The organism is Corallococcus macrosporus (assembly GCF_017302985.1).
GTDB lineage: Bacteria > Myxococcota > Myxococcia > Myxococcales > Myxococcaceae > Corallococcus > Corallococcus macrosporus_A.
Window position 1 is genome coordinate 840,672 of record NZ_JAFIMU010000004.1, and the last position, 21,152, is coordinate 861,823.

Annotated in this window: 17 protein-coding genes; 10 read left to right on the top strand and 7 right to left on the bottom strand. The window is 70.6% G+C overall.

Features of this window, described 5'->3' with window-relative positions; translation table 11 throughout:
* Nucleotides 1-4: 4 nt before the first annotated feature.
* From JYK02_RS08655 to JYK02_RS08665, 3 genes are read left to right on the top strand one after another with little or no spacing between them, the layout of a single operon-like run.
* Nucleotides 5-2,536: an AAA family ATPase gene (locus JYK02_RS08655; protein ID WP_207050418.1), complete on the top strand. Its 2,532-nt coding sequence runs from the start codon at nt 5-7 to the stop codon at nt 2,534-2,536.
* A 35-nt stretch (nt 2,537-2,571) separates the two neighbouring features.
* Nucleotides 2,572-4,854 carry a vWA domain-containing protein gene (locus tag JYK02_RS08660; protein ID WP_207050419.1) on the top strand — a complete coding sequence of 761 codons (2,283 nt, stop codon included), beginning with the start codon at nt 2,572-2,574 and terminating at the stop codon, nt 4,852-4,854.
* Between the two features lie 17 nt (nt 4,855-4,871).
* Nucleotides 4,872-5,441, top strand: coding sequence for a PspA/IM30 family protein (locus tag JYK02_RS08665; protein WP_207050420.1), 570 nt, complete (start codon nt 4,872-4,874; stop codon nt 5,439-5,441).
* Between the two features lie 10 nt (nt 5,442-5,451).
* Here the strand turns inward: JYK02_RS08665 and JYK02_RS08670 are convergent, their stop codons facing one another.
* The gene (locus JYK02_RS08670; protein WP_207050421.1) at nt 5,452-6,333 is read right to left on the bottom strand and encodes a DNA integrity scanning protein DisA nucleotide-binding domain protein; all 882 of its coding nucleotides are present in this window, start codon (nt 6,331-6,333) and stop codon (nt 5,452-5,454) included.
* A gap of 126 nt (nt 6,334-6,459) precedes the next feature.
* Here JYK02_RS08670 and JYK02_RS08675 point away from each other — a divergent pair, with 126 nt between their 5' ends.
* Nucleotides 6,460-6,822, top strand: a complete 363-nt coding sequence (locus JYK02_RS08675) for a TraR/DksA family transcriptional regulator (protein ID WP_120529590.1) — start codon at nt 6,460-6,462, stop codon at nt 6,820-6,822.
* Between the two features lie 66 nt (nt 6,823-6,888).
* On the opposite strand, the gene JYK02_RS08680 is transcribed toward JYK02_RS08675, so the two are convergent.
* On the bottom strand, nt 6,889-7,656 hold the full coding sequence (locus tag JYK02_RS08680) for an FHA domain-containing protein (protein ID WP_207050422.1): 768 nt from the start codon (nt 7,654-7,656) through the stop codon (nt 6,889-6,891).
* Nucleotides 7,657-7,768: 112 nt separating this feature from the next.
* Between JYK02_RS08680 and JYK02_RS08685 the strand changes: the two genes are divergently transcribed.
* Nucleotides 7,769-9,451 (top strand): protein kinase domain-containing protein, encoded by a 1,683-nt coding sequence (locus JYK02_RS08685; RefSeq protein ID WP_207050423.1) that lies wholly within the window; start codon nt 7,769-7,771, stop codon nt 9,449-9,451.
* A gap of 18 nt (nt 9,452-9,469) precedes the next feature.
* On the opposite strand, the gene JYK02_RS08690 is transcribed toward JYK02_RS08685, so the two are convergent.
* Nucleotides 9,470-10,663 carry an FHA domain-containing protein gene (locus tag JYK02_RS08690; protein WP_207050424.1) on the bottom strand — a complete coding sequence of 398 codons (1,194 nt, stop codon included), beginning with the start codon at nt 10,661-10,663 and terminating at the stop codon, nt 9,470-9,472.
* Between the two features lie 163 nt (nt 10,664-10,826).
* Between JYK02_RS08690 and JYK02_RS08695 the strand changes: the two genes are divergently transcribed.
* Nucleotides 10,827-13,046 carry a RelA/SpoT family protein gene (locus tag JYK02_RS08695; RefSeq protein WP_207050425.1) on the top strand — a complete coding sequence of 740 codons (2,220 nt, stop codon included), beginning with the start codon at nt 10,827-10,829 and terminating at the stop codon, nt 13,044-13,046.
* An 80-nt stretch (nt 13,047-13,126) separates the two neighbouring features.
* Nucleotides 13,127-13,513 carry a RidA family protein gene (locus JYK02_RS08700; RefSeq protein WP_207050426.1) on the top strand — a complete coding sequence of 129 codons (387 nt, stop codon included), beginning with the start codon at nt 13,127-13,129 and terminating at the stop codon, nt 13,511-13,513.
* Between the two features lie 89 nt (nt 13,514-13,602).
* Here the strand turns inward: JYK02_RS08700 and JYK02_RS08705 are convergent, their stop codons facing one another.
* A complete protein-coding gene (locus JYK02_RS08705) occupies nt 13,603-15,552 on the bottom strand; it encodes a DsbA family protein (RefSeq protein WP_207050427.1) in 1,950 nt (649 codons plus the stop codon).
* Between the two features lie 244 nt (nt 15,553-15,796).
* On the opposite strand from JYK02_RS08705, the gene JYK02_RS08710 reads away from it, so the two are divergent.
* Nucleotides 15,797-16,027, top strand: a complete 231-nt coding sequence (locus tag JYK02_RS08710) for a sulfurtransferase TusA family protein (RefSeq protein ID WP_207050428.1) — start codon at nt 15,797-15,799, stop codon at nt 16,025-16,027.
* 19 nt (nt 16,028-16,046) lie between these two features.
* On the opposite strand, the gene JYK02_RS08715 is transcribed toward JYK02_RS08710, so the two are convergent.
* Nucleotides 16,047-16,958: an ATP-binding cassette domain-containing protein gene (locus JYK02_RS08715; RefSeq protein ID WP_207050429.1), complete on the bottom strand. Its 912-nt coding sequence runs from the start codon at nt 16,956-16,958 to the stop codon at nt 16,047-16,049.
* The gene (locus JYK02_RS08720; RefSeq protein WP_207050430.1) at nt 16,955-17,842 is read right to left on the bottom strand and encodes an ABC transporter permease; all 888 of its coding nucleotides are present in this window, start codon (nt 17,840-17,842) and stop codon (nt 16,955-16,957) included. The genes JYK02_RS08715 and JYK02_RS08720 overlap by 4 nt, the downstream gene beginning before the upstream one ends.
* Nucleotides 17,843-17,992: 150 nt before the next feature.
* Between JYK02_RS08720 and JYK02_RS08725 the strand changes: the two genes are divergently transcribed.
* Nucleotides 17,993-19,615 (top strand): penicillin-binding transpeptidase domain-containing protein, encoded by a 1,623-nt coding sequence (locus JYK02_RS08725; protein ID WP_207050431.1) that lies wholly within the window; start codon nt 17,993-17,995, stop codon nt 19,613-19,615.
* Between the two features lie 9 nt (nt 19,616-19,624).
* On the opposite strand, the gene JYK02_RS08730 is transcribed toward JYK02_RS08725, so the two are convergent.
* Nucleotides 19,625-20,818, bottom strand: coding sequence for a DUF4388 domain-containing protein (locus JYK02_RS08730; protein ID WP_207050432.1), 1,194 nt, complete (start codon nt 20,816-20,818; stop codon nt 19,625-19,627).
* 21 nt (nt 20,819-20,839) lie between these two features.
* Between JYK02_RS08730 and JYK02_RS08735 the strand changes: the two genes are divergently transcribed.
* Nucleotides 20,840-21,118: a glutaredoxin family protein gene (locus tag JYK02_RS08735; RefSeq protein WP_207050433.1), complete on the top strand. Its 279-nt coding sequence runs from the start codon at nt 20,840-20,842 to the stop codon at nt 21,116-21,118.
* Nucleotides 21,119-21,152: the final 34 nt, after the last annotated feature.

The following is a 21,152-nucleotide window of genomic DNA, read 5'->3' on the forward strand; positions in this document are numbered from 1 at the left end:
CTTCGTGACTTCGCCTCCTCCGAACCTGCAGGCCGCCCAGTCCTTTCGCCGCTTCTTCGGGGAGCTGCGGGAGACGTACCTGGAGCGCGAAACGCTGTTCACGCAGATTGAGCTGGCGCTGCTCTGCCGCGAGCACGTGCTGGTGGTGGGGCCGCCCGGGACGGCGAAGAGCGCGGTCGCCAGCGCCGTCCTGGGACGCATCACCGACGAGGTGTCCGGGCTGCCGTCGCTGTTCTCCAAGCAGATCGCGGAGACGACGCTGCAGACGGACCTCATCGGTCCGGTGGACTTCAAGGTGCTCACGGAGACGGGCCGCACCGAGTACCTCACCGACGAGGGCATGCTGGGGGCGGTGCACGCGTTCCTGGACGAGGTCTTCGACGGCCGGGACATGCTGCTGCGCTCCATCCTCAACGTGATGTACGAGCGCGAGCTGAAGCATGGCCGCAAGGTGACGGCGGGCCGCACCGAGTGCGTGGTGATGACGAGCAACCGGTACCTCACGGAGGTGCTGGCGCGCTCGCCGGAGCTGCTGCTGGCGTTCGCGGACCGGTTGAGCTTCATCAGCTTCGTGCCCAAGGCCTTCGCCCGGCGGGAGAGCCGGGCCGCCATGCTGCACCGCTTCGTGCACGGGACGCGGCCGGACCTGCGCGCCACGCTGACGCTCCAGCAGTTGGACCTGCTCCAGGACGCGGTGGCCCAGGTGAAGGTGCCCGGCCACGTGCTGGAGGGCGTGGAGATGCTGACGGACGCGCTGGAGCGCGCGCTCGTGGCGCAGGTGTCGAAGCTGCCGGACTACGTGCCCACGAAGTACTTCTCCCAGCGCTCGGTGGTGAAGGCGCTCTGGACGCTGAAGGCCGCGGTGGTGCGCGATCAGATCTACCGCCGTCCGGACCGGCCGCTCGAGGCGACGGTGGAGGACCTGGACGCGCTGCGCTGGTTCTTCCTCCTGGGCGGCCCGCCCGCGGCGGAGGCGGACGCGCTGCTCAAGGCGGCGGTGGACCCGCGTGAGCGGGCGCAGCTGGAGATCGTCCGGCTGGAGCAGCGCACCTTCGACGAGGTCCTGGGCAAGGTGCGCCAGGAGCTGGGCGGCGGCGTGGAGCGCGAGGCGACGACGCTCGCGGCCGCGGATGACGTGAATGCCGCGGAGGGCCTGAGCCGCAACTGGCAGGCGGGCGTGGTGTCCAGCACCGCGCGCGGGGTGCTGGGGAAGCTGGTGCCCGGTCCTCGCCACGGACAGAACCGGGCCCCGCTGCTGGTGGCGGCGCGCGCGCTGGTGGCGGCCCTGGAGCAGCGGCTGTCGCGGGGCATGACGGCGGGGCAGGGCGAGGGGCGCGGCGGGGTGTCGCTGCTCATCGCCATCCGCGACGTCCTGGAGCTGTGCCGGGCGGTGCCGGAGCTGAAGCCGGGCTACCCCGCGCTGTGCGAGGCGTCCGCGCGGTTCCTGGAGCAGGCGCTGGAGATGAGCGCGTCCGCGGCGGAGGGGCTCGCGTTCGAGGACAGCGTCAAGATGGAGTGGCTGGTCGGGCTCGCGGAGAACCTGGAGGAGGAGCTGGGCGTGATGGGCTCGCTGGCGGCGATGCTCAGCGAAGCGGTGCCCTCCCTCCACGAACGGCTGCGCGACGCGGACCGGGACACGCGCCGCCGGGTGGTGGCCGCGCTCCGGCGCAGGGTTTCGGCGGCGTTCCCCGCGCAGACGCCCCGGGGCCGCAAGGATCCGCTGGACGCGCTGTCCGCGGACTCGCGGCGCCTCACCCAGTTGGAGAACGCCCTGACGGCGCTGGACCCCTCGCAGGCCGGGTTGAAGCAGGAGCTGCTCCGGCCGCTGAGCGTGGCGTACGCGCGCGAGGTGCTGGGCGCCACGCCGTTCGAGCGCATCGAGCAGTACGGCCGCGCGGTGCAGGCGGTGGCGGAGAACCTGCGGCGCGAGGGCGTGACGGCGGAGCCGGTGCTCGCCGAGTGCCGCGACCTGATGGAGAACCGCCTCCGGGAGCACGCTCGCGTGCTGTCGCGCGAGGTGGCGAGTCCTCCTCCAGCCCCGAACGCCGTGCTCAACGGCGACGCGTACACCTACTACCGGGGCGAGCTGTCCGCGCAGGCTCCCGACGGCGAGCTGTCCGCGCTGGTGGGCCTGGACGGACAGTTGATGGCGGCGCGTCCCCCGTCGGCCGCGGCGTTCCTCTCCGACACGGTGCGCGCGGCGGTGGCCGAGGCGGAGCTGTCCTTCCTCCAGTCGCGCATCAAGTACCTGCGCAGCTGGCTGACGCAGTTGCTGACCGCGCTGCCCGCGCCGGAAGCGCTCAACGGCCGTGCGGACGCGGAGCGTACCTTCGAACGGCTGGTGCGCAGCCGCTTCCCCCAGCTCGCGCTCAAGGAGGGCGAGCTGGTGCGGCTCAAGGCCACCCTGGGCATGCTGGAGACGCTCCCGGGCGAGCTGGGCGAGAGCGCGCGCAAGCTGTCCGCGCAGCTTCGCGGCATCGATGAGGACTTCGGACGCTTCAGCCGGCAGGTGCTGGAGCGGCGGACCGCGCAGTGAGCGCCGGGGCCATGCACGGAAGGCGGCGCTGAGGCGTGCTGGCGCGTCGGCTCACCCCCCTGCGGCAGCGCCTGGATGCGCTCCGCCAGCCCGTGGCGGCGCGTGGCGGCGCGTGGTCCTGGCCCTTCGGCCGCAAGCTGAAGGGGCCGGAGGACCTGGGCCTGCCGGTGCTCGTGGCGCTCGACCGTGAGCTGGACCGCGTGGGCATCCACACCGCCGCGGACGCGCGGCTGCTGCTCGCGCTGGGCACCCAGCGGGGGAGGGCGGGGGCGCTCGCGCAGGGGCTCGCGGCGCGCGCGAACCAGGCGCTGGAGGAGTACGAGGAGTGCCTGCGTCTGGTCGAGCGGGCGCACCGCTCCGGGGACATGCCGCCCGGTGCCTTGACGGCGTTGGACCGCGGCTTCGTGCGGCTGGCGCGCGCGGTCAAGGTCGCGGACCTCTTCGGACGTCCGCTGGAAGCGCAGGGCGGAGACGACGGGCCGTTCGAAATCTTCGAGCGCCCGAGCGAGACGACCCGGGAGCGCCCGCCGGCCAACGCGCGCCTGGCCGTCGCGGAGCTGCTGGCCGCCCGCGCGCGGGACAACGTCATCGACCTGGTGCAGAAGCGGCGCGACCTGGACCTGGCCCACGAGATGCTGCTGCGCCTGGGCACGACGGACGCGGACCGCGCGCGGAGCATGGCGCTGCGCAACGACGTGGCGGAGGCCCGTGAGCGGGTGCGTGAAGTGCCGCCCACGCGCTCCCTGGAGGCGCTGGTGCGCGGCGTGAGGGAGACGGCCCAGAAGGATCCCAGGGGTGCCTACCGTTCGCTGCAGGGCCTCTACGAGCGCGCCATCGAGGCGGGGGACGCGGAGCTGGCCTCGGCTGCTCGGCGCGCGCTGACGCCGCTGCTTCCCCCGGAGCCCAGGCTGACGCGGATGGTGGAGGAGGCGGAGGCGGGCGCTCGGCTGCAGTGGCTGGGGGAGGCGGACGCGGAGGCGGACTCCGGACGCGAGACGGAGGACGCGCCGGACGAGCAGCTCGCGGACCTGGCGTTCTCCCTGAAGCCGGAGCAACTGGCCACGTTCGACCTGGCGGCGGGGTGCGCCCGTTTCTTCGACGTGGAGGACGCGCTGTCGGAGGAGATCGTCGAGAAGGACGCCGCCGCGGCCCGGGCCGTCCCGCGCCAGGTGCCCTATCCGACGCAGACGATGTCGTTCGCCACGACGGGGAGCCTGGACGAGGTCCATCAGTTCGTCATCACGGATCCGCGGCGCATCCTCCAGGACCTCGCGGCGCACCGTCAGCTCGTGCGCACCTACCTTGACGACGCGCCGCCCCCCAAGCCGCGCAAGGTGAAGCGCACCGCCGTGCGCGTCTACGTCTGTGACGCCTCCGGCTCCATGCACGGCGCACGGGCTCGCTTCCGTGACGCGCTGATCATCGCGGAGCTGAACAACCTGCGCGTGAAGGCCCGGCGCGGAGAAAACTTCGACCCGCTCTACTTCAGCTTCTTCAACGACGTGCCCACGGAGCTGGCCCGCGTGGACACCGCCGCGGAGGCGACACGGCAGATCGAAAAGCTCTTCCGGGACTCGCCCGCGGAGGGGCAGACGGACATCTCGCTGGCCCTGCTGTCCGCGTTCGACTCCATCCGCGCCGCGCAGGGGCGGGACCCGTACCTCGCTCGCGCCACGGTGGTGCTCATCACCGACGGCGAGGACCGCGTGGACCTGGACCTCATCCGCCGCACGCGTGCGCCCATGGGCGCCCTGGACATCGCGCTGAGCTTCATCTCGCTGGGCGAGGAGAACCCGGACCTCAAGTCCCTGGTGCTGGAGCAACGCGCCGCTGGAGGCCGCGCCTTCTACCACCCGCTCTCCGACGAGGAGATCCGCTGGGCGCGCACGGAGTTCGACACGCCCTGGCGCACGCTGCTGCCGCGCGACGTGCCCGCCTCGCTGGAGGCCCTGGAGGCGCTGGCCCCGCACCTGGACGCGCTGGAGGCGGTGGCGGCCGGCCGCGCGCCCGGGACGGGGGTGGCCGTGGAGGCGTCCTTCGACGCGCTCTTCCCTGCCACGCCCCCGGCATCCACCGTGCCGGAGAAGCCCGGCATGGAGCTGGTGGCGCGGGTGACGGACATCCTGGAAGCGGTGGGCGAGGCCGCGTCGCTCGCTCCCGCGGACCGGCGCGCGACAGAGAGCGTGGTGCTCCTGCAGCACCTGCTGTCCGTCTATGGACTCACGCCCGCGCGCTACCTGGCCGTGCTGTCCGGCGGCGCGCGTCCGGTGGGCGAGGCACTGGAACGGGTGCGGCTGCTCTGCCGCCCGTTCGGGTAGGCTCCAGGGCACGCGCCATGTTCGGCTTCCTCAAACGCAAGAAGACGCCTCCGGCGCCCGTGGACCCGCTGGCCACGTTCGACCGGCTCATCGAGGACCTGGAGCGCCAGGCGGCCGAGGTGCGCAAGTCCGCCGCCACGCTGCTGGCCCTCAAGGGCGAGCTCTCCCGAGGCGTGACGCGCTACACGGCCCGCCTGGGCGACATCGCCGGGCGGCGCCAGACGGCGCATGACCGGGGCGACGCGAAGGGCGTGGGCGTGCTGGAGCGCGACCGCGTGCAGACCGAACGCCTGCTGGAGTCCACGCGCGAGTCGCTGCGGCGCGCGGAGCGGGACTCGGAGCTGTTGCTCGGCGCGGCCAGCGAGCTGGGCGAGCGCGTGGCGGACCTGCGCATCGAGCGCGAGAGCGCGTCCGCGCGGATGGCCGCGGGCGGCGTCGTCACCGAGGCGCTGCGCGAGCAGGTGGAGCGCTTCGACCGGGTGATGGCGCTGGAGGCCGCGCGCGACGAGGTGGAGAAGGCGCACGCGCTGGCGGACATCTACCGCGAGGAGCACCAGCCCCCCGCGACGCCCGAGCGCGTGAAGTAGGGGAGGGTGCCTAGTTCCGCCGCGCCGTCTGGTGCAGCTCCAGCACGATGTTGCCGCCCTTGAGCAGCCGCACCGCGCCCGACGTCTGGCTCACCACGAGCGCGATGCAGTGGGTGGTGGAGGTGATGCCCGCGGCGGCCGCGTGGCGCGCGCCCAGGCCCAGCGGAATCTTCACCGTGTCGTCGTTGGCGGACAGGTAGCGGCCCGCGGCCAGCACCACGCCGTCCTCGCGGATGACGAACGCACCGTCCAGCACGGAGAAGTTCTTGATGGCGTCGCGGATCTTCGGGTCGAGCACGTTGCGCTCGGACTCCGACAGGCCCTGGAACGGGTTGATGGTCAGCTGCCTGCTCTTCTCCAGCACGGCCGTGTGGTCGCCAATCGTGATGATGGTCCCGATGGGGTGGCCCTCGAAGCCCTCCTGGCCAATCTGCAGCGCCAGTTGGATCAGCGCGTCCACCACCTGCGAGTTGAACTCCTCGCCCAGCTTCACGCCCTCGATGGCCAGCCGGTCGTCCAGCGACCCGCCGATGCGCATCTGCATCAGCGTGTCCGGCGCGCGGCCCACCTTGCCCGTCATGCAGAGCACGAGGTCGCCTTCCTTGAACGCGCCCTGGGACAGCGCGGACACGAGCGCCACCTTCACCCGCTCCGTGCGCGAGTAGTCGTACGCGGGGATGACGAGCGCGCGGACCTTCTTGTGCTGGTGCTCCTGCGCCAGCTTGTCCAGCGTCACCGCGTACACCAGTTTCTTGCGCGCGGGCTTACCCCGGAGGTCCTCCGGAGGAATCGGCGTGTCGGAGATGTAGAGGAAGTGGTCGACCTCGCTCTTGGCGGCCAGGGAGAGCGCCGAGCGCAAGAATTCCCGATCGAACTTCGTGTTGTCGCTCAAGGCGCCCCTCGTGCACCCACGTTTTTAAAGCAGGTCAGCTTGACACTGGCAGCTGCCTGAATAAAGCTTTCGGGCCCTTTTTTTCGGGGTCAGGCCCCCTCTACCCGTCCAACGGAGCCGCAGGCTGTGAACCAGAAAGATCTCAAGCGTTACAAGAAGATGCTCGAGGACAGCAAAGCGAGCCTGCTCGAAAGCGCGAAGAAGACCCTGGTGGAGGAATCGTCCTTCGACACGGACGACCTGCCTGACGAAATCGACCAGGCCGCCTCTGAGTACACCCAGTCCATGGTCTTCCGTCTGCGCGACCGGGAGAAGTTCCTCCTGCAGAAGATCGACGCCGCGCTCAAGCGCGTGGAGGACGGCACCTTCGGCATCTGCGAGCGCTGCGAGGAGGACATCTCCCCCAAGCGTCTGGATGCGCGTCCGGTGACGACGCTCTGCATCCGCTGCAAGGAAGAGCAGGAGAAGAAGGAGAAGTCCTACGGCTGATGGCCGTTGGCTTCACCGGGCCGCACGGTGCTCCCGTGCGGTCCGCGCTTGCCGCATGCAGTCGCTTCAGGCCGCCGCGGGCTGGATCTCCACCCGCAGCAGCTGACGGCCGATGAGGAAGTGGTCGCCGTTGTCGACGAAGGTCGGCCCCGCCAGCCGGATGAACGTGCCGTTGGACGAGCCCACGTCGCGCACCATCAGCCGGTCCCCCCTGACCTGTAGCAGCGCATGCCGCCCGGACACGAAGCCGTCCGTGGGGAAGGCGATGTCGCCCTGCTCACGACCCAGCAGGTTGTCGCCGTCCTTGAGCGGGTAGGCCGCGCCGCGCAGGCCGCCCTCCAGCAGCTGGATGAGCCGCAGCCGGTAGCCCGGATCCGGCGAGCCCCACACCTGCGTGCCGCCCGGGCCCAGCGCCGCGGCGGGGATGGGCTCCAGCACCAAGCGCTGACGGCCCAGGCGCAGCTCTCCGCCGGCGGGCAGCTCGCGCTCGTTGCGCAGGCGCACGAAGACGCCGTTGGCGCCTCCCACGTCCTCGATGGCGAGCCGGGCGCCGGAGAAGAAGAAGCGCGCCTGCACGGGCATGATGAAGGGGTCGTCGTTGAGCGCGATGTCCGCCTGCTGGCCGCAGGTGAGGGTGTCGCGCTGCATGCGCACGAGCGACTCGGGGCCGCCGTCCGCCCGCACCACGCGGATGGACACCTGCGGGCGCGACGAGACGTGCGCCACGGCCATCACCATGGTCCCGGAGCGGAGCGCCGAGCCACAAGCTCGGCACACAGTGGCATCCCGGGAATTCTCGGTGTCACAGCGGGGGCAATATTCCACGGCGTCCATGCGAGCTTCCCTTCTAGCAGGCCCGCGCCGCGTTGGGGGGCCCGACAGCGCACGGCTTGCTCCCCACCCGAGGGGCATGGTGAAGTCCCGGCCCCACTGACTGGACGCTGACGTGTACTGCCCTTCCTGCGGCGCTGACGCCGAAGACTCTTCCCGCTACTGCCCTGCCTGCGGCGCGACGCTCCTGCGCTCGGCCGAGGGCGGCGACGAATACGTGGGCAAGACGATTGCCTCCAAGTACCGGGTGGAGGCCCTCATCGGCGAAGGCGGCATGGGCAAGGTGTACCGCGCCCGTCAGCTCGCGCTGGACAAGGTGGTGGTGCTGAAGGTGCTGCGCCACACGCTGCTGTCCGACGAGCGCACTGTCGCGCGCTTCCAGCGCGAGGCCAAGGCGGCCAGCCGCCTCAACCACCCCAACTCCATCAGCGTGCTGGACTTCGGCCAGGCCGACGACGGCGCGCTCTTCATCGCGATGGAGTACGTGGCCGGGCAGGACCTGCATCAGATCCTCAGCCGCGAGTGGCCGCTGGGCGAGGCGCGCGTGGTGCGCATCGCCCTCCAGATCCTCAGCGCGCTGTCGGACGCGCACGGCGCGGGCGTCATCCACCGGGACTTGAAGCCCGAGAACATCATGGTGGAGCAGCGCCGCAACGAGCCGGACTTCGTGAAGGTGCTGGACTTCGGCATCGCGAAGATCACCGACTCGCAGGACGAGGGCCCGGCCCTCACGCGCGCGGGCTTCGTGTGCGGCACCCCCGAGTACATGTCGCCGGAGCAGGCGCGGGGCGCGGTGCTGGACCACCGCTCGGACCTGTACGCGGTGGGCGTCATCCTCTACCAGCTGATGACGGGCCTCTTGCCCTTCGAGTCCGACTCGGCGGTGGGCTTCGCCACCAAGCACCTCACCGAGGAGCCGCCCCCGCCCACGCGCCGCCGTCCGGACGCGCGCATCTCCCCGGGCATGGAGCGGCTGATCCTCCGCGTCCTCTCCAAGGACCCGGATGACCGGCCGGCCAACGCCGCGGCCTTCAAGACCGAGCTGCTCGCGGTGGACAAGGAGCGCCGCCGCGGTGGCGCCAGCGCCAACGCCAACGAGCCCAGCGGACGCCGTCCCCAGGCCTCCGGAGTGCTGGCCCCCATCCCGCGCAGGTCGCAGGCGGCGCACAACGCCGCTCGCAACAACACGGGCTGGAACGACGTGACGGTGGAAGCCACCGTGCAGGGCCTGCCGAACTCGCGCACGCCGGTCTCCGAGGAGGCCACGCTCGCGCCCGAGGGCACCCGCACCTCCGTGGTCGCGCCCGCCTCCCATGGCGGCGACGGCATCATCCTCTTCTTCAAGGCGCTCACCACGGTGCTGGTGCTGGGGGCGGTGGGCTTCTTCGTCTACTACTTCGGCATTGGCGCCGGCAGCGGCTCCGAGGGGAGCCCGTACGTGGCGCCGCCCAACGCGCCCCGGCTGCTCACGTCGGGTTCGGATCAGCCGGACTACCTGCGGCAGATCCCCAGCAACGCGCGCAACGTGGACAAGGCGCGCAAGCTGACCCAGGACGGGGACCGCGACGTGCTGGCCGGAGAGCTGGGCCGCGCGACCTCCAGTTACAAGGAAGCCTTCAACTTCAACCCGGAAGCGGAGCTGGCCCTCAAGCTGGGCGAGCTGTACTGGCAGCGCGACAACACCGACGAGGCCCGCGGCTGGTGGGTGCGCCACCTGACCGACATGCCCGACTCGCGCGCGCGTGCGTACATCGAGGCCCGGCTGGGCAGTCCGGTGGCGCGTCCCTCCGCGCCCTGAGGGCCCGGCCGCTTCCCGTCAGCCCAGCGTCTCCACCTGCATGACGTGCTGGCCCAGGCGGACGCGGTCGCCCGGACGCAGGGGCCGCTCCGTCGCGGGCGGGATGCGCACGAAGGTGCCCAGTCCGCCGGAGAGGTCGCGCAGCATCGCGCCCGTCGCCGTGGGGCTCAGCTCGCAGTGGCGGCCGGCGAGCCCCTCGTCGTTGGGGTACGCGAGGTCGCAGTGCGCCTGCCCGATGGTGAGCAGCGCCGCGGCCGTCACCACCGCACGTCCCGCCCTGCCACCCATGTGCACCTCTTCCACGCCGTACAGCGCCTGGCCGAGCGGCACCGGTGAACCGTACGGGTTGGGCCGGCCCTGGACGGGCGGAGGGGCTTCCACGCGGCCGGTGAAGCGGAACAGCCGCTGGCCGGCGCTGAACAGGGCGCGCGGCGCCAGCGGCTCCGTGCCGGCGAAGGTGACGTAGACGCCCGACGCGCTCGACTCGTCGCGCACGAAGAGGGCGCCGTCCTTCACCAGGAAGGTCGCGTGCAGCGGCGACACGAAGACGTCATCCGGGAAGAGGATGGCGCCGCGCTGGCGGCCCACCACGCAGCCCGTCACCGGCAGCTTGTAGCGCTGGCCGCGCGTCGTCCCGGCGATCACCGCCAGCCCGAAGCGCGACGCCACCGGGGCGGGACGCGCCGTGGCGCCCGTGGGCGTGGGGGCCGTGGGAGGCATGCCCCCCTGGACCGGGGCCGTGGCCCCCGTGCCGCCCCGAGCGGGCAGGGCGCTGTCCGGCACCGGCGGGGGCGGACGGGTGTTCGCGGGCGGAAGGGCCGGCCCGTAGCCCGCTCGCGGCGGGGGCGGCGGCGTCCCGGCGGGCTGCGCGGCCCGGCGGGCCTCCACCATCAGCCCCTGGGCGGCGGTGGGCGGCGGGGTGCGCGCGGAGGGCTTCAGCCCGGGCGGCACCGCGCTGGGAGGCGGGGGCGGTGTGGGCGGGGCCAGCACCTCACCGGGGCGCGTGAAGCTCGCGACGGCGGCGGGACGGCCCGGGCCCGCGACCGCGGGCAGCGTCGCCGGCCGCGAGGGGGGCGGGGCCACCGGACGGGGGGCCTGGGCGGCCTCTTCCAGCGCCTGGCCGCACAGCACGCAGGTGGCCGAGCGTGGCGGGTTGTAGCCGTCACAATTCGGGCAGACCACCGGGAGCGCGGACAGCAGAAGCTGAGACATGGGCAGTGGGCCAATCTAGGGGGGCGCGAAACGCCGGGTCAATGAAAGCCTGGGAGCCGTCTCCCAGGGCGCCCGGGCTCCATCCAGGACCCGGCGGGGCACGCGATGTTCCAGGGTAACGTTGCCCCTGCTGTTTGAGGCAGTTACGATTGTCACCGCCTCGATGATTCGCCTGAACGACATCCTGCAGCGGGTTGCGTCGTACCACCCGGACCCCGACCTGGACATCATCAAGAAGGCGTACGTCTACTCGGCCAAGGTCCATCAGGGACAACTCCGCAAGTCGGGAGAGCCGTACCTGATTCACCCCCTGGAGGTCGCGGGCATCCTGGCGGAGCTAAAGCTGGACGAGGCGTCCATCGTCACCGGCCTGCTCCACGACACCATCGAGGACACGCTCGCCACCGCGGAGGAGCTCACGGAGCTGTTCGGTCCGGAGGTCGCCCAACTGGTGGACGGCGTGACGAAGCTGTCCAAGTTCTCCGCGTCCGCGACGCTCTCCCAGGAGGAGAAGCAGGCGGAGAACTTCCGCAAGATGATCATCGCGATGGCGCAGGACATCCGCGTCATCCTCGTGAAGCTGGCGGACCGCACGCACAACATGCGGACGCTGGACCACATGTCCGAGGAGAAGCAGGCCCGCATCGGACAGGAGACGCTGGACATCTACGCGCCCCTGGCCAACCGCCTGGGCATCTCCTGGATCAAGACGGAGCTGGAGGACCTGTCCTTCCGCTACGTGAAGCCCCAGGAGTTCTTCGCGCTGGAGGAGCAGCTCAACAAGCGCAAGAAGGAGCGCGAGGCGTACATCGAGGACACCTGCGACCTGATGCGCGCGAAGCTGCAGGAGCGCGGCCTCAAGGGCGACGTCAGCGGGCGCTTCAAGCACGTCTACAGCATCTGGAAGAAGATCAAGTCGCAGGGCATCGACTTCGATCAGATCCACGACATCATCGCGTTCCGCATCATCGCGCCGTCGGTGCCCGCCTGCTACGAGGCGCTGGGCATGGTGCACCAGATGTGGAAGCCGGTGCCCGGGCGCTTCAAGGACTTCATCGCCATCCCGAAGCCCAACATGTACCAGTCCCTGCACACCACGGTGATTGGTCCGTTGAGCGAGCGCGTGGAGGTGCAGATCCGCACCGCGGAGATGCACAAGATCGCCGAGGAGGGCATCGCGGCGCACTGGGCCTACAAGGAAGGCCGCGCGCCCATCTCCAAGGACGACGAGAAGTTCGCCTGGCTGCGCCAGCTGATGGAGTGGCAGCAGGACCTCAAGGACCCCAAGGAGTTCCTCGAGACGGTGAAGGTGGACCTCTTCACCGACGAGGTCTTCGTCTTCACGCCCAAGGGCGACGTGCGCAGCCTGCCGCGCGGCGCGACGCCGGTGGACTTCGCGTACGCCATCCACTCGGACGTGGGCGGCCGGTGCGTGGGCGCCAAGGTGAACGGCAAGATCGTCCCCCTGCGCTACAAGCTGAAGAACGGCGACACGGTGGAGGTGCTCACCAGCCCGCAGGCGCATCCGTCCAAGGACTGGCTCACCTTCGTCAAGACGAGCCGCGCGCAGCAGCGCATCCGCGGCTTCATCAAGCAGCAGCAGCGCGACAAGAGCCTGCAGCTGGGCCGCGAGCTGGTGGAGCGCGAGTTCAAGCGCTTCCAGCTCAACTTCAACAAGCAGATGAAGTCCGGCGAGCTCAAGAAGGTCGCCGAGGAGCTGGGCTTCCGCGTCGAGGACGACCTGCTGGTCGCCATTGGCTACGGCAAGGTGACGCCGCAGCAGCTGGTGCAGCGCATCGTGCCGCAGGAGAAGCTGGCGCAGGCGGAGCCGCCCCCGCGTCCCTCGGACGGCAACGGGACGGGCCACGGCACGGGGAACAACGCCTCCATGCTGCCGGGCCTGTCGCGCATGACCGACCTGGCCAAGCGGCTCGTCGGTCGCAACAACCGCAGCGGCGTCCAGATTGGCGGCGTGGATGACGTGCTGGTGCGCTTCGGGCGCTGTTGCAACCCCGTTCCCGGAGACCCCATCGCGGGGTTCATCACCCGGGGGCGGGGCGTGACGGTGCACACGGTGGGGTGTGAGAAGGCCCTGGCCACGGACCCCGAGCGGCGCGTGGACGTGTCCTGGGACGTGAAGGGGGACTTCAAGCGGCCCGTCACGCTGCGCGTGCTGACGGCGGACCGGCCGGGCCTGCTGGCGGACATCACCAACACGTTCTCCAAGAAGAGCGTCAACATCTCCCAGGCGAACTGCCGGGCCACCGGCGACGACCGGGCCGTCAACACCTTCGAGGTCACCATCTCCGACCTCAAGCAGCTGACGGACCTGATGCGCTCCATCGAGCGGTTGACGGGCGTCTACTCCGTCGAGCGAATCTAGCCCTGGCCTGTGCTACAGCGCGCGGCGGACCCGCGGCCCCGTCTTCCTGGACGGGGCCGCCTCAACGCGAGGTGTGCTGCATGGCGCGCAAGGCAATCCACTCCGACGACGCCCCCAAGGCGATTGGCCCCTACTCCCAGGCCGTGCAGGTGGACGCCGGGAAGATGACGTTCCTCTCCGGCCAGATTCCCCTGGATCCGAAGACCATGGAGATCGTCCCCGGGGACGTCGTCGCGCAGGCCGAGCAGGTGATGAAGAACCTGAAGGCCGTGCTCGCCGCCAGCGGCCTGGACTTCAGCCACGTCGTGCGCTGCACCATCTTCCTCACCGACCTGGGTGACTTCGCCAAGGTGAACGAGGTGTACGGCCGCGCCTTCACCGGCTCCCCGCCGGCCCGCGCCACCGTGCAGGTGTCCGCGCTGCCGCGCGGCTCCAAGGTGGAGATCGACGCCATCGCCGTCTCCTGACGCGGGGCGCAGCAGGTGCTGGAAACACGAAGGCCGCCGGTTCCCGCGAAGGGAGCCGACGGCCTTGGTGCTTCAACAGCGGGGGAGGGCTACTTCGCTTCCGCCGCCACCGCGCCGGTCTTCTTCAGCTCTTCGTCGATGACGCGCTTGAAGGCGTCGAAGGGCTGCGCACCCACCAGCGTGCGGCCGTTGATGAAGAACGTCGGGGTGCCGTTGGCGCCCTTGGCGGAGCCGTCCGCCATGTCCGCCTCGATCTGCTTGTCGAACTTGCCGGAGTCCAGGGCCGTCTTGAACTTGTTCATGTCCAGCTTCAGCTCCTGGGCGTACTTCTCCAGGCTGGCGCGGTCCAGCGCGCGCTGGTTGGCGAACAGCTTGTCGTGCATCTCCCAGAACTTGCCCTGCTCGTTCGCGGCCATGGAGGCCTGGGCGGCGAGCTTCGCGTTCTGGTGGAAGGGCAGGGGCTGGTGCTTGAAGGCGATCTTGACCTTGCCCTTGTACTCCTTCTCCACCTGCTCGAGCGTCGGCACGGCGCGGCTGCAGAAGGGGCACTCGAAGTCGGACCAAGCGACGATGGTGATGGGCGCGTTCTTCGGCCCGCGAACCGGGGCGTTGCCCACTTCCACCTTCTGCACCGCCGGCTCGGCGGGCGCCGCGGGGGCGGCCGGAGCGGCGTTGACGTTGTCCTGGTTCAGCTTGGCGTAGAGGTCCTCCGCCTTGGTGCCGCCGGCGAGCGCCTTGTCGGCCTTGGCGATCTCCTGGTCGATGAGGGGCTTGAAGGCCTCGAAGGGCTGCGCGCCGGAGAGGAAGCGGCCGTTGATGAAGAAGGCCGGGGTGCCGTTGGCGCCCACCGCCATGCCCGCGGCGGCGTCCGCGTCCACCTTCGCGGAGAACTTGTTGGAGTCCAGGGCGGCCTTGAACTTGTTCACGTCCAGGCCGATCTCCTGCGCGTACTTCTCCAGGTCACCGCGCTCCAGGGCGCGCTGGTTGGCGAAGAGCTTGTCGTGCATCTCCCAGAACTTGCCCTGCTCGTGCGCGGCCATGGAGGCCTGCGCGGCGAGCTTCGCGTGCGAGTGCATGGGCAGCGGCTGGTGACGGAAGACCACGCGCACGTCCTTGCCGTAGGTCTCCTTGATCTTGTTGAGGGTGGGGACCGCGCGGCTGCAGAACGGGCACTCGAAGTCGGACCACTCGACGATGGTCACCTTCGCGGTGGCCGGGCCGACGACGGGGGAGTCCGCGGGGACGTCCACCTTCTTCGCGGCGGCGGGGGGCTCGGCCTGCTGCTGGGCGCGGGCCGGGGCGCGCTCGACGCCCTTCTCCATGATGCGCGCGTAGACCTGACCCGGGGCGACGCCGCTCTTCACCAGGCCCTCGGCCTTGGAGAGCTCCTCGTCGATGAGGGCCTTGAAGTTGTCGATGGGCTGCGCGCCGGACAGGAAACGGCCGTTGATGAAGAAGGCCGGCGTGCCGCTGGCGCCGAGCTGCTGGGCCAGGGCCGCGTCCTTGTCGATGGCGGCGCCCAGGCGGGAGTCCGCCATGTCCGCCTTCCACTTCGCCACGTCCAGGCCGATCTGCTTGGCGTAGCCCTCCAGGCTCTCCCCATCCAGCTTCTTGTTGTTGGCGAAGAGGAGGGAGTGCATGTCCCAGTACTTGCCCTGCTCACCGGCCGCGAGCGCCGCGAGAGCCGCGGGACGGGCGTGCGGGTGGAAGGACAGCGGGTTCTGGCGCATCACGACGCGCAGCTTGCTGCCGTAGTCCTTCTGGAGCTGCTCGACGGTGGTGTTCGCGCGGCTGCAGAACGGGCACTCGTAGTCGCTGAACTCCACCAGGGTGACGAGCGCGTTGACGCTGCCCTTGGTAGGGGCGCCATCCACGGGCACCTTGAAGACGGTGGGGTCCACGGCGCGCGCGGGCTTGTTGGCCGCCTGCGCGACGGTGGGCGTGTTGCCGGTGATGGTTTTCGAGCCGCTGGCGGCACGGCCGCCAACGAACCCGAGCACCAGGCCGACCAGCAAGGCCACGATGACATTGGGCTTCATGGGTTGGGAATGCTCCTGCGCCATAGGTCCGACTCCGGGCCCCAAGCGGGTGTCTGGGTAGGGAAAGGGCGGGGTACTTAACAGAGGGAATTCCAGACACGCAAGCCGCGATGACCGCCTGCGTCCGCCACGAATCCAGAGGCCTCGAAGGGGCGGACAACGACGCGGGGAGGACCAAAATTCCCTCTCACGGCGCGTGTCGTGCCACTTTGGCAGTCAGGGTTTCGTGACAGGATGCACGCCCATGGAAGCCGGTGTGCGTGTGGATACGTCCGGGGCGCTCTGCCCGGTGCCCATCCTGGAGATCGCCAAGGCCATGCGCCGCCTGCCGCCCGGGTCACTGGTGGAGCTCATCTCCACCGACCGGGGGCTGGAGGCGGACCTGCCCGCGTGGTGCGACGCGACGGGCAACACGCTCGTCCGCATGGAGCGCCGCGATGCCCACTATGTGGGCTGGGTGCGCAAGGCGGGGTGAGCGTGCGTGGGGCGCGGGCCTACAGCAGCTGAAGGACGCGGTCCTCCAGGCGGCGGCCGCGGCTGACGCCGAGGATGAGCACCTGGTGCTGGAGGAGGTGGCCGACGGTGCGGCTGATGACCTCCTCGGCCTTTTGGGCCTGGCCGTCGAAGCGCACGCGCAGCACGTCTGGGCCTTCCATGCGCGCGTCGGTGACGCCGGGCAGGGAGGTGATCTCCGGGATGATGACGTCGCCCCGGGCAATCTGGACGCGGAACTCGGCGCCCTGGCCGGTGAGCTCGGACATGGTGCCCGCCTGCGCGAGCGAGCCCTTGTCGAGGATGGCGGCGGCGTCGCACAGCTCCTCCAGCTCCTGGAGGTTGTGGCTGGAGACGACCACCGTCTGCGTGCCCTTCATGTCCTTGATGACCTGGCGCACCTGCGCGGCGATGCGCGGATCCAGGCCGGCGGTGGGCTCGTCCAGGAGCACGAGGGGCGGGCGGCCCATCAGGGCCTGGGCCATGGCGGCGCGCTTGGCCATGCCGTGGCTGAGCGCCTGCGTCTGGACCTTCCAGGCCTCCATCAGGCCCACCTTCTCCAGGGCGCCCCGGGCCTCGTGCTCCGGCTGGGGCAGGTCCGACAGGCGGGCCCAGTACATGAGCAGCGCGCCCACCTCCCAGCCCGGGGGCAGCACCGCGTCCTGGGGCAGCGCGCCCACGCGGCCCTTGAGGGCGCCAGGCGTGGTGGGCGACACGCCCATCACCTGGAGCGAGCCCTCCGACGGGTAGAGGTAGCCGCACATCATGGAGAAGGTGGTCGTCTTGCCGGCGCCGTTGGGGCCGATGAGGCCGAACACGTCGCCCTTCTGCACCTGGAGGCTGACCGCGTTGACGGCGACCTTGGGGCCGAAGCGCTTGGAGACGTTGGACAGCTGGATGGCCGGGTCGCTCACAGGTCCCTCGCGCGCAGGACGCCGTAGGCGCCGAAGAGGAAGACGGCCGCGAAGGCCGCGTAGGCCGCGCCGCTGGCGGCGAACTCGGCGAGCTTCGGGTGCAGCAGGTTGTCCGAGTAGTAGGACGGGGAGAGGTAGCGCAGGAAGCGCAGCAGGTTCTCCTGGCTCACCGCGCGCCCCACGGAGTCCATCAGCCAGAAGACGAAGAGCAGGATGAAGTTGAAGACGAGGCTCACCGCCGGGCTGCGGAAGAGGCTGGAGCACAGGGTGGTGAGGGCCACGTACGCCAGCGAGAAGACGATGGTGGCGCTCCAGAACTTCAGCAGGTTGAGCACCAGCGTCCCGAAGGCGAAGTCGTCGTTGAGGATGCGCGCGTAGATGAAGATGGCCAGGTCGATGACCAGCACCAGCCCCACCAGCAGCGTGGCCTGGGAGAGGAACTTGCCCAGCAGCACCGACGAGCGGCGCGCACGCACGGTGAGGTAGCGCATGGAGCGCGGCCCCACTTCGCCGCTCACCTGATCAAAGCCCATCAGCGCGATGTAGGCGGGCAGGAAGAAGAGGGTGATCTTGAAGACGATGAGCACCACGATGGGCACCTGCGCCAGGGCCTCCATCATCGCGGTGTCGTTGCTGGCGAGGAAGCCCAGCACCCCGCGGCGCATCTCCTCCGCGGCGCGCGTGGCCATCTCCGGGTCCCCGCCGCCTTCGGCGAGCTTCGCGTTCACCTGGGTCTGCAGCTCGCGGGTGACAAAGCCCACCACGAGCAGCACCAGCGCGGAGAACATGCTGTAGAGCCCGAGCAGCACGATGGCCCGGCCGCTTCTCACGGCCCGGCGCAGCTCCGCTGCCCAGATGACCAATGCCTCTTTGAGTCCGTCCAAGGTGCACAGGACCCTACTGGACCTCCGGTCAGCTTCCCAGGTTTCTGCCGGACGAAGAGGGCAGACGAGGAGGCAAGCCGTGGACAGCGCGCCCTCAGCGACTAGGATCCCGGCGGTCTGCTCCCTGCCCCCCAAGGAGAGCCCCGAAGCATGACGAAGCGCCGCCTCCTCGCCGCCCTGCCGCTGTTCCCCCTCACGCTGCTCCTGGGCGCCTCCGCGCCGGGGACGGACGTGCCCCCCGCGCCGTCAGCCGCCGCCCAGTCCGATGCCCAGACGCTGGCGCAAGCGGTGACGGCGCTCGGCACGGACGCGGGCCCGGTTGGCGCCCGCACGCTGGTGGAGAAGGTGGAGGCCGAGCAGCGTGCCCAGGCGGCTGCGCAGGACGCCGGGACCGCCACGAGCGTCGCGCAGGCTCCTGCGGCCGCTCCGTCCACGAGCGGCGCCACGGCCTCGCAGGCCCCCGCCGCTTCGGCCGCGAACGGCGCGACCGCGTCGCAGGCTCCGGCCTCGCCCGCGCTCGCGGGTGCGGAGGCGACCTCCGCCGGGCAGGGCACGGACACGCGTCCGGTGGATGCCCGCGCGCTGGCGGAGGCGCTGGCCGCGAAGGACACTGCCGCGCTGGAGCCCGGCATGGTGCCTCCGATGCCGGTGCCCTCGCGGGAGAAGGCGCCGCCGTTCGCGAAGCTCCAGGGGCTGCCCCGCGCGCAGGACCTGGTGGCCCGCGCGAAGCTGGAGGGCAACAAGCTGGTGGTGAAGGGCGGCAAGAGCGCGCCGGATCAGGTGCTCACCATCGACCCGGGCCTCCAGGCATCGCTCACGAAGATCATGCAGAACTACCAGGTGCCCTACGGCGCCGCGGTGGTGCTGGAGCCCTCCACGGGCCGCGTCCTCGCGATGGCGGAGCACTCGGAGGCGAAGCCGGAGCTGCGCGGGCTGCCCGTGCGCGCGGTGTACCCGGCCGCGAGCATCTTCAAGATCGTCACCGGCAGCGCGCTGCTGGAGGCCGGCGTGTCACCCGACACCGAGGCGTGCTTCCACGGCGGCAAGCGCCGGCTGAACGAGCGGCAGTTGGAGGACACCGAGCGCGACGGCGCCTGCTATTCGCTGGCCCTGGCCATGGGCAAGAGCGCCAACGTCATCTTCGCCAAGATGACCAGCAAGCACCTCTCCGCGGACGCCCTCAAGCGCATGGCGGCGCGCCTGCGCTTCAACCGCGAGATTCCCTTCGCCCAGCCGCTGGACGTGTCGCTCGCGTACATCCCGGAGGACGGCTTCGCGCTCGCCAACACCGGCGCGGGCTTTGGCGACGTGTACCTGTCCCCGCTGCACGGCGCGCTCCTGGCCGCCGTCGCCGCCAACGACGGCCGCTGGGTGGACCCCGTGCTGGTGGAGCCGGAGCCCTTCATGCCCCTGCCGGAGCCGGAGCCCGTGCTCACGCCCACCGCCGCGCACGAGCTGACGCGGATGCTGGAGGAGACCGTCACCCACGGCACCGCGCGCGGCGTCTTCCGCGAGCGCGGCTTCCAGGTGAAGGACGCCGTGGGCAAGACGGGCACGCTCGCGGACCGCGAGCCCTTCCGGGACTACTCGTGGTTCGTCGGCTTCGCGCCCAAGGACAACCCGCGCGTGGCCGTGGCCGCCCTCATCGTGAACGACCCCAAGTGGCGCATCCGCGGCTCCTATCTGGGCCGCGAGGCCCTGCGCCTGGCGCTGGAGCGCATCCCCGCGCCGGTGGAGCTGACGGCCCCCGCGGGCGCCGCCGGCAAGCACTGAGCGCGGCCGTCAGGACAGCGGACGCGGGGTGAGCTTCACCAGCCCCGTGTCCACGAAGCCCTGGAAGAACTTCAGCGCCTCCAGCTCCTGGAGGGGCGACACGTGCACGATGGCCGCCACGTCCCGCCGCCCGTCGATGCGCGACAGCAGGTAGCGCTCCGGTGACGTGAGCGGCAGCGTCTTCAGGTGCGCGGGCGTCACCATCAGCGCCGGCACCCGCGACGGCTCCATCAGCGCCTTGCGCAGCTCCGCGAGCAGCCGGCCTTCCGCGTCGCGCAGGAGCTTCGCGGTGTGCTCGGTGGGGGCAATCTCGTGCGCGCGCCGGACCAGCGCCTCGCCGTCGCGCAGGTTGCCCGCGTCCAGGAAGAGCTGCGCGGCCTGGAGCACCTCGTCGGAAGACGACTCCGAGCCGATGACGCCGCCCGCATTCAGGTCGTCGTCATCGTCCTCCACCACCACCACGGTGTGCGAGCCGGGCTCCGGCGCGGGCAGGGGAGCCTCGTCGGACACGCGCAGCGCGTCCTGCCGGTAGAGCGCGTACAGCCGCTGGTAGAGGAAGAAGTCGGTGGCGTGCAGCGCCAGCGCGATGCCGTCGATGCTCAGACCGTCCTTCGCCAACTGCACGATGCGCTCGTCCATGCTGCCGGCCTTGCGGTCCGTCAGCTTGCGCTCGTCCACCTCCAGGCGCACGCCGCCGGAAGGGAACACCGCGCGGATGGCCTGCCACGCCGTCTCGCGGAACTCGCCCTCGCGGCTGACGTCCAGCAGGTCCACGCTGACGTCCAGGCCCTCCAGCTCCGGCGCGGCGTCCGTGGCGCGGAAGTCGAAGCCGCCTTCCTCCCAGGTGAAGGCGTCCAGCAGCATCTCCCGGAACTTGTGGGAGAGCGTGGTGCGCACGGTGGCTTCCGTCACCGTGCCCGTCATGATGAGGATCTTCCCCAGCAGGATGTGCGTCTCCGCCTGCGTGGCGAACGCGCGCTCCAGCTGGTCCTCCGTCAGGTGCCCCTGGTTGATGAGGAACTGGCCGAAGTACTCGCGCGGCTGGTTGGAGCTGGCGGTGATGACGTGCCCGTCGCGAAGCAGGAGCTGCTTGCGCACGTCTCCCCGCTCCACGTTCAGGGTGCCGGTGGCCCGGCGATTCCCGAGGTGGACGACCAGGTCCTTGAGGGGCATCGTCGAAAAATCACCACACACGCCGCGCATCGAGCGCCCATCCTGCAACGCATGCGAGTCGATATCTACTCGAAACCCGGGTGTTCCCTCTGCGTGAAGGCCCTCGCCGTGGCCGAGGAGGTACAGACCCGGCTGTCGTTCGAGCTCTACGTCACCGACATCCTCCAGAGCCCGGACCTCTTCGAGGCCTGGCGTTACGACATCCCCGTGGTCCTCATCGAGGGCGTGCCCGCCTTCAAGCACCGCGTGGACGCGGAGGGGTTGGAAGCCCGGATCCGCGAGGTGATGAATGGCATACCCATTGCTAAAACCGTGGGCCAGGATGGGTAACGAAGTGCCCTCCCCTAAGAAATCCAAGGGGATA